This window comes from Bacillus cereus group sp. BfR-BA-01381, assembly GCF_022663555.1.
GTDB lineage: Bacteria > Bacillota > Bacilli > Bacillales > Bacillaceae_G > Bacillus_A > Bacillus_A pacificus.
This window is the reverse complement of record NZ_JAKUFR010000135.1, coordinates 1-8,568: the sequence shown is the minus strand read 5'-3', so window position 1 is coordinate 8,568 and position 8,568 is coordinate 1. Positions and strand designations below refer to the sequence as shown.

The following is an 8,568-nucleotide window of genomic DNA, read 5'->3' as shown; positions in this document are numbered from 1 at the left end:
TCATCCTGAGCCAGGATCAAACTCTCCAATAAAGTTAGTTTGTCTAGCATCTAAAATAAAAATTGACGTTTCACGTTGTTTGTTTCGTTCAGTTTTCAAAGAACTACTTAGTCGCTCATTTGCGACTTCCTTATGTTAACATTTTCATCTTTCAATGTCAACTAAGTTTTTTATTTCGTTTGTCGCTTTCGATGTTGTTGTCATCGGCGACTTGTTCTATACTACACCTCTATACTCTAATCGTCAATACTTTTCATCCTTTTTATTTTATAAATTATAAAGTTTTTTTATGCTCCTTCCCTAAAGATTAATAAACTAGTGCAGTCACTTTTATAATCGACAGTTTCTACTTTCTAAAGAATGAATATCAAGCCAAACAAATATATATTAAAAGTAGCTTTTTTATTTCGATTACATTCACAATTTCTCATACCACTTCTCTCTAGGAATTATAAATACACCATACCTTTACTAAAAATCTAATTAACTTAGGAGGCGTTATGAAATGCATGTTAATAAGAAAATCATTTATGTATCCCATGATGCCCATTTCCACGGAGCACAACTGCTTTCTTTACATACTATTAAAGCTCTTAAAGAAAACTTTCATTACTCCGTCGCAATTATTTCTATTGGAACGGGCATTTTAATCCAAGATTTTCAAAAGTATGGTCCTGTTTATTGCCTAGAGGAAAACTACCCAACGGAAGAAAAAGTCGAATTATTAATAAAGAAGTTATTATTAAAAGACTATACCATCGCCATATGTAGTACCGTCATAAGTGGTGATATAGTTGCATTACTAGCTAAACATAATATTAAAGTTATTTCATTAATACATGAATTGCCGCATTTAATACAACAGTACTCTGCTGAGGAAAAAGCAAGAAACATTGCCCAATCTGCTCACAAAATTGTCTTCCCTTCACAATACGTGTATGAAAAATTCCGTACAATCACCCAATTAGATCGTCAAAAATGCCACATCCTCCCTCAAGGTTTGTTTAACCACAATCCTTATAAGAACAATATTGCAAAAGCGAGAAACGAATTACGAAAAAAACACAACCTGCCTCTCGATAGCAAAATCATTTTGGGGGTAGGTTTCGCTGATCATCGAAAAGGAATAGATTTATTCTCACTTATTGCTTACTCAGTAAGAAAGGTACATACGAATATTCATTTTATCTGGGTTGGGAAAACAGATGTTCATTTTTTAAATACAATATCCCCAAGATATACAGCACATTTCACATTAGTGGACCCCACTCCAGATATCGGTTTATATAACGCCGGTGCTGATTTATATTTATTAACTTCAAGAGAAGACCCTTTCCCAAACGTAGTTTTAGAAGCATTAGATACCAAAGTCCCTGTTATAGGTTTCAAAAACGCTGGAGGTTTTCAAGATGTTGTTACGGAACAAACCGGCGCATTAGTAGACTATTTAAACTTACCTATGATGCTGGAAAGAATATATGAACTTATCGGGAATGAGGATTTACGATTACAAAAAGGGACCTTTGGCCAAGAACTTATTGAAAGAGATTTCAACTTTCTTGATTACGTTTATCAATTATTAAACTTGCTTGAGCATAATTATAAAAAAATAAGCGTCATTGTACCGAACTATAATTACGAAAAATACTTACCGGAACGAGTTAAATCCATATTAAACCAAACCTATCCCCTTTACGAACTAATTTTCCTAGACGATGCCTCTACTGACAATAGCGTATCTATATTTGAAAAGCTGCTCTCGAACGAAAATAAACACCACCTGAAAGTTCAGCAGATTATTAATGATAAAAACTCTGGTTCTGTATTTAAACAATGGATAAAAGGTGTCTCTGCAGCAACCGGTGATTATATTTGGATTGCTGAGGCTGATGACTTATGTGATCAGACATTTTTAGAAGAAGTAATACAAGGGTTTCATATAGATAGTGATGTTACCTTAAGCTACACACAATCAAAACAAATAGATGAACAAGGAAATATCTTGGCCAATCATTATTTGGATTACACAAATGATATTGATAAGGAAAAATGGCAGAGTTCTTATGTCCGAAAAGGGATAGATGAAATACAAGATACGTTACTTATCAAAAACACCATACCTAATGTCTCAAGTGTAGTTTTTAAAAACATAGATATAAAAACAATAGCAAAACAATTGGAAAAGTTTAAAATAGCTGGTGATTGGTTTTTCTATGTTTCTCTTCTTAAAGAGGGGAACATTTATTTTAATCCAAAACCTCTAAACTATCATAGACGACATACAAATAGCGTAACAAGAACAGAAGATTCATATTCCCATTACAGTGAAGTTGTACAAATGCAGAATTTCATTAAAGACACCTTTACTATCGACGACATTTCAAAAAAGAAAATGTATGCATATAGAAAGTACCTTGAAACATATTTGAAGGTTTAATTATATATTTTCTTTATCATCAGTATCTCTTGTAAGACATTACTATTATTTAAGGGGTGTTACTCTTTGAAAGAATTTATAGAGGCAAATAAACATTTGATTTCTCAAATTGCACAAAAATACAATGTAAGTGCAAATATCCACCCAGAGGATCATATCTTTCAATTCCTTGTCACAAATCCAGTCTTTCCATCTAAAAAAGAAGCAATAGATTATTATTTTAAAGATGGAAGAAAATCAGCAGAAACACTCTTAGATTTAATTACTTCCTTTTCTCCTCTTGTAGACACTCCAATTCAATTATTAGAATTCGCATCCGGATATGGCTGCGTAACACGTCATTTATTAAATCAGCAAACGAACTTAAGTATAACTACTTGTGATATACACGAAGAGGCTATTACTTTTATTGAAAGCACATTACATACTTCATCTCTATTATCTCACCCTGAACCAGAACAAGTAAAATTAGCCTCGTCTACGTACGATATCGTTTTTTGTCTATCCTTTTTTTCTCATATGCCTGATACAACTTGGTTTCGTTGGCTTCAGACATTGTATAATGCTGTTTCCCCTGGCGGATTACTCATTTTCACAACTCATGGATATCAAAGTAAAAAGTACTTCGGCTTTCCCGCTTTAAATGAAAAGGGTTATTGGTTTCTCCCCTCTAGCGAACAACTCGATTTAGATGTGCATCAATACGGGCAAACGATCGTTAGCCCCTCTTACGTATGTGACAAAATTAAATTATTACCTTATAATCCTATTATCAAAAAATACACTGAAGGTTTTTGGTGGGAACATCAAGATCTTTGGGTAATAAAAAAAGAAATAAAATAATAAACCACGCTCTACTTATACAGAAGTAGGGCATGGCTTATTATTTTTTACTATATAAGAACTCTTCAATCCATAGCTTATTTAATCTAATTCCACTTTTGAAATCCACTTTCGGTTCCCAATTACATTCTCGTCTTACTCTATCTATATTTAAAATGATTTTTTGAACGTTTTCTTGCTTTTGTTTATAGCAGATAAAGTCCACTTTTCTTTCCGTTAATTTCTCCAATTCTACTATAATTCGTTTTAAAGAGAGACCCTTTCCGCTACCTATATTATACACACAAAATTTCAAGTGATTTAATTGCGATAGTTGTATAGTAACTTCCACTAAATCATCGATATAAATATAATCTCGAATAATCTCTTGTGGATTCCCATATATATTAATCTTTTCATTACTGAGATGCTGATACAAAAAACAATTTATTGCTCCAACTTTCTTTAACGGGTTTTGATATTTTCCATACGGATTAGAATATCTACATACAACATAGTCCATTCCATATTTTTTCTTATAAAAGTACAAATAATTTTCAAGCGACACCTTTGTTATTCCATAAGGAGAAAGTGGTTTTAATGGATGTTCCTCATCAATAGGTAGATATTCCGGTTCACCATAAACTGTGCCTCCAGAAGACGCTAATACGATTTTTTTAATAGGGAAATTTTTAGCACTTTCCATGAAATTAAGAAAAAAAAGGCTACTGTTTATATCTCCGAAAACATCTTCAATTGAAGTTGTTACATTAGACGTTGCAGCTAAATAAATAATAATATCCACATTAACTAAGGCTTTATATATATCTTCAACATTTGCTAAATCACCTTTAATAAATTCAACCTCACTTATAATATTTTGAGGAAAATTATTTATATGTCTGGAAAATACTTTTACATTTTGGCCTTTTTTCAATAAACCTAATGCGAGGTTAATACCAATGAAACTATTTCCACCTACTATTAAATAATTATTCTTCCGCATAATATCCTCTCTAGTAATAAGATTTTTGCTTATCACACCTAGAAATATAAATAAATGAACTTAGTCAATTCTATTATTGAGTCTCTTATAATTGTATGCCCCTTATAAATTTTCATTATCTTTATTTTATATTTTCCCTTTAGAATCACTACCTTATTTAAGCTGCCCCCAAAAAACACTCATAATATTTACTCATTCCTATGAATATATTGGATTAGTAAAAGCTTCCCCCTCTCCATAAATAAAACTTTCAAAAAGGAGCACTACATGTATGAAGAATGTAAATCAAGAGCTTTTAAATCATGTAATTCTACATAAAGATCGAATCCCACATTTCCATAAAGACTTTCCCCTTATACTATTCTGGAGCCACAGAAGCGGATGCACTACTTTAGCTAATTGGTTCTTTTTTCAAATTGGATTGTTTAATGAAGCAAAGAAATACCATGACTTTATTCATTACTATGAATTCTGGGTGTATAAAAACAACACCAACTACATACCAGAGTTACAAAATGGTCTTCTAACAGCAGAAAAAGATGTTTGTAAACTCGTACGAAATCCCTATACAAGGGCCGTCAGCTCATTTTTATTACTTGCTGACAATCCATATGCAATTCCTCAATGGGAAAGTATCCGCCAGTATTTATATAATGACAAATATAGTAACCGAGGAATATCATTTAAACAATTTTTATATTACGTTCGAGCATTAGGCCCCAATTCCGTAGCAATGGACATACATTTTAGTCAGCAATACGTTCCGGGTGAAGAAAACTTCATTCAACACTATATTCCTTTAGAAGATTTTAATACACAAATCACCAAAATAGAACATACGTACGATTTGGTTAAATCTAATTTAGCGCTACTTACAAATTCAGATCATCATCGCGCTCATAAAATGATGTATACAGGAAGCTATTCAGAACTCAGCATTACAGATGTCGCCTTCCCTCGCTTTCCGACATACGAAAGTTTTTATGATGAAGAAACAATGGCGTTAGTTACAGAAATATATGCACAAGACTTTGAAATGTATCCGTACACGAAAGGGATATTTTAAATTGATACATTCTTCAATGAATAAAAACGAATGTATCGCATAGCATAAAGTGAAACTTTAATTAGAGTGGGGTTCTCCCCCGCTAATTATTCCCTACTATCAATTTTACTGTTATAGATTCCCTAAATTTCACCTACCCTCTTTGAATTCACTGATTATTGACGCATGTGCCATATGCATTTTTTACACAGGAGTGATGTCATGTGGAAGGTAATTTAAAGCACAATAATGGATACTGCGTTATTTGTGAGAAGGAAGCTATATTTATAGAGCATAACGATTGGCTTAGAGATCACTACTTATGTTCTACATGCCACTCTATACCAAGGCAACGAGCTTTAATTCATGTTTTAAATACATTTTTTCCAAAATGGGGTTCCTATCATATTCACGAATCCTCTCCTGGAGGGATTACAACTCAACTACTAATAAAAAACTGCAAAAACTATACATACTCTCAATACTTTAAAAACTATCCTCTCGGCCAATACTTTCAAGGGATTAGATGCGAGAACTTAGAAAACATGACCTTCCAAAATGGATCTTTTGATTTGTTCATTACTCAAGATGTCTTTGAACATGTAATGGAACCAAACAAAGCCTTTAAAGAAATAGAGCGTGTATTAAAGCCTGGTGGTGCTCATGTGTTTACTGTCCCTTGGTACCACACACTTCCAAAAACTTTGCAAAGGGCAAGAATCAACGAGGATGGAATTGAGTATATTGAAGAGCCAATTTATCACGGAAATCCTATTGATGATAATGGGGCTTTAGTAACATTTGACTGGGGCCAAGACATGATTGAATATATTTATACACATGCAAATATGTATACCCTAGTTTATTTACAAAAGGATAAATCACTAGGCTTAGATGCTGAATTTTTACATGTTTTTATTAGTAGAAAACAAGAAAATGATTTTTAGGCACCATATAATTTGGAGGTTAACAAATGGATGACTTTAAGTTAGGAAGTGATTTTGATAGCCTTGTTAGCCCGCTTTCTGATGTTGAACTTCTTCATCTATTTATACAAAGTTGCTCACAAACAAAGATAAATGGTATCCCAGTACCTACGTTCCCCCCTGAAGAAATTCAACAACAGTTTGTAGGTGCTTCCTATGAACATGCTCTTTATGAAGCATATTTGTTTTATAGACTTGTAAAAACATATGCCCATAATTTAGGCGTTCCCTTGAATAAAGAACGGAAAATTTTAGACTTTGGTTGTGGATGGGGAAGAATCATACGCTTCTTTTTTAAAGATGTTCGCCATAAAAATTTGCTTGGTATTGATGTAGACCCTGTAATGATTAACCTTTGTAACGAAACTTTAGGAAGAGGCAGATATAAAATAGCTCCCCCACAACCTCCTGCAGAATTTATTAATGACAATTCATTAGACATCATATTCGCTTATTCTGTATTCTCACATTTATCCGAAGAAACTGCAGAAAATTGGATAAAGGAATTTTCAAGAATTCTTCGTCCAGGTGGCATCTTCATCGCCACAACACAAGCGCGCTATTTTCTCGATTTTTGTCAACAATTTAAGGAACACCCTGAATTAATTCAGACAGGATGGCATAAAACTTTATCTCAAGCTTTTCCAGATATAAATCGTGCCATCTCGGATTATGAAAGCGGAAATTTTGTCCACAGCCCTACGGGAGCTGGAGACGTTAGAAATAGTAGCTTCTACGGAGAAACTGTTATACCTAGAACTTATATTAAAAATCACTATGAGAAGTATTTAAAGCTGCGGGACTTTTTTGATGATGCAAACCGATTACCCCAAGCTCTATTTGTTCTCCAAAAAGATTAACTCTTTCGCTCATTGTATAATGAAGATTATTTTATTTCTCAGCCGTATATATTAAAACATTAAAGATTTCCATATCAAGCAAACTGTACAAAAAAATTCATTATGAGGCATAAACAGAGTAAGTAAATAACGGTTCTCATGCTTTAACTAGATTCGAAAAATCAAAAATAACTTCCCACCACTTGAACTACGAAGCACATAAGGGGGATATATCTTGAAAATAATTGCTTTTTACTTACCACAGTTTCATCAAATAAAAGAAAATGACCGATGGTGGGGAAAAGGTTTTACTGAATGGACAAATACTAAAAGTGCACGACCTTTATTTTCAGGACATTATCAACCTAGAGAACCTTATCAAGATTTTTATTACGACTTAACCACCCCATCCGTAAGAAAGTGGCAAGCAGGAATTGCTAAAGCACACGGCATATATGGTTTTTGTTATTACCATTACTGGTTTAAAGGGAAAAGGCTATTGGAGAGACCATTTAATGAGGTACTTCAGATGGGCGAACCAGATTTTCCATTTTGCCTATCTTGGGCAAATGAACCATGGACAAAAACTTGGGATGGTCTTGATAGTCACATATTAATGCCTCAAAATTACGGAGAATTATCAGATTGGAAAGAACACTTTGATTATTTATTACAAGCTTTCCAAGATGAGAGGTATATCCGTATAAATGATAAACCACTATTCATTATTTATCGTCCTGGGCATATACCTAATTGTGAGCAAATGCTTAACTACTGGAATACACTCGCACAAGAAAATGGTTTGAAAGGTATATACTTCACAGAAACATTAAACAGCTTTCCACTTCCTAATATAAATGGATTTGATGCTAGCATTCAATTCGAGCCTTTTTATACAATTGCTCATGATAGTTCTTCCGACATAAATAAGATAATATATGAATCTGGTAAACAAATAAACGCTTGGGATTATGATAAAGTGTGGATGTATATATTAAAACGATCTCCTTCAGAGAAAAAAACATTTCCCGGTGCCTTTGTTGACTGGGATAACACAGCACGCCGCAAAGATTTAAATAGCAGCATTTTCGTAGGCTCTACTCCTGAGAAGTTCACGATATATTTAAGTAAGCAAATCCAGCGCACCTATTCTCTTTACAACAGCGAGTTTTTATTTATTAATGCGTGGAATGAATGGGCAGAAGGTACTTACTTAGAACCCGATAAAAGGCATGGCTTTGCCTATTTAGAAGGAGTTAAACAAGCAATTAACAGAGGCATGAAAGCATACAAAAAAGACGAGTCATTCTGACTCGTCTTACAGTTGCTTGGCGACGTCCTACTCTCACAGGGACAAGGTCCCAACTACCATCGGCGCTAGAGAGCTTAACTTCCGTGTTCGGTATGGGAACGGGTGTGACCTCTCTGCCATC

At 33.7% G+C, this 8,568-nt stretch carries 7 protein-coding genes and 1 rRNA gene; 6 read left to right on the top strand and 2 right to left on the bottom strand.

What is annotated here, in order from left to right:
* Positions 1-505 precede the first annotated feature (505 nt).
* Both MR079_RS26585 and MR079_RS26580 read left to right on the top strand, forming a co-directional pair.
* Positions 506-2,437, top strand: coding sequence for a glycosyltransferase (locus MR079_RS26585; protein WP_242294938.1), 1,932 nt, complete (start codon positions 506-508; stop codon positions 2,435-2,437).
* Positions 2,438-2,503: 66 nt separating this feature from the next.
* Entirely contained in the window at positions 2,504-3,280 is a 777-nt protein-coding gene (locus MR079_RS26580) for a class I SAM-dependent methyltransferase (RefSeq protein WP_139869844.1), read from the top strand.
* A gap of 40 nt (positions 3,281-3,320) precedes the next feature.
* On the opposite strand, the gene MR079_RS26575 is transcribed toward MR079_RS26580, so the two are convergent.
* Positions 3,321-4,265, bottom strand: a complete 945-nt coding sequence (locus tag MR079_RS26575; RefSeq protein ID WP_001230823.1) for an NAD-dependent epimerase/dehydratase family protein — start codon at positions 4,263-4,265, stop codon at positions 3,321-3,323.
* A 271-nt stretch (positions 4,266-4,536) separates the two neighbouring features.
* On the opposite strand from MR079_RS26575, the gene MR079_RS26570 reads away from it, so the two are divergent.
* From MR079_RS26570 to MR079_RS26555, 4 genes are all read left to right on the top strand, one after another.
* Positions 4,537-5,331: a sulfotransferase family 2 domain-containing protein gene (locus tag MR079_RS26570; protein ID WP_139869846.1), complete on the top strand. Its 795-nt coding sequence runs from the start codon at positions 4,537-4,539 to the stop codon at positions 5,329-5,331.
* A gap of 203 nt (positions 5,332-5,534) precedes the next feature.
* On the top strand, positions 5,535-6,257 hold the full coding sequence (locus tag MR079_RS26565) for a class I SAM-dependent methyltransferase (protein ID WP_242294937.1): 723 nt from the start codon (positions 5,535-5,537) through the stop codon (positions 6,255-6,257).
* A gap of 26 nt (positions 6,258-6,283) precedes the next feature.
* Positions 6,284-7,156 carry a class I SAM-dependent methyltransferase gene (locus MR079_RS26560; RefSeq protein ID WP_242294936.1) on the top strand — a complete coding sequence of 291 codons (873 nt, stop codon included), beginning with the start codon at positions 6,284-6,286 and terminating at the stop codon, positions 7,154-7,156.
* Between the two features lie 214 nt (positions 7,157-7,370).
* Complete coding sequence (locus tag MR079_RS26555) at positions 7,371-8,447, top strand: glycosyltransferase WbsX family protein (protein ID WP_139869849.1); 1,077 nt, start codon at positions 7,371-7,373, stop codon at positions 8,445-8,447.
* Between the two features lie 14 nt (positions 8,448-8,461).
* Here the strand turns inward: MR079_RS26555 and rrf are convergent.
* A 5S ribosomal RNA gene (gene rrf, locus MR079_RS26550) occupies positions 8,462-8,568 on the bottom strand; the annotation flags it as partial.

Coding starts and splice junctions, on each gene's coding strand:
- MR079_RS26585 (WP_242294938.1), top strand. CDS start 506: ATGCATGTTAATAAGAAAATCATTTATGTATCCCATGATGCCCATTTC.
- MR079_RS26575 (WP_001230823.1), bottom strand. CDS start 4,265: ATGCGGAAGAATAATTATTTAATAGTAGGTGGAAATAGTTTCATTGGT.
- MR079_RS26570 (WP_139869846.1), top strand. CDS start 4,537: ATGAAGAATGTAAATCAAGAGCTTTTAAATCATGTAATTCTACATAAA.
- MR079_RS26560 (WP_242294936.1), top strand. CDS start 6,284: ATGGATGACTTTAAGTTAGGAAGTGATTTTGATAGCCTTGTTAGCCCG.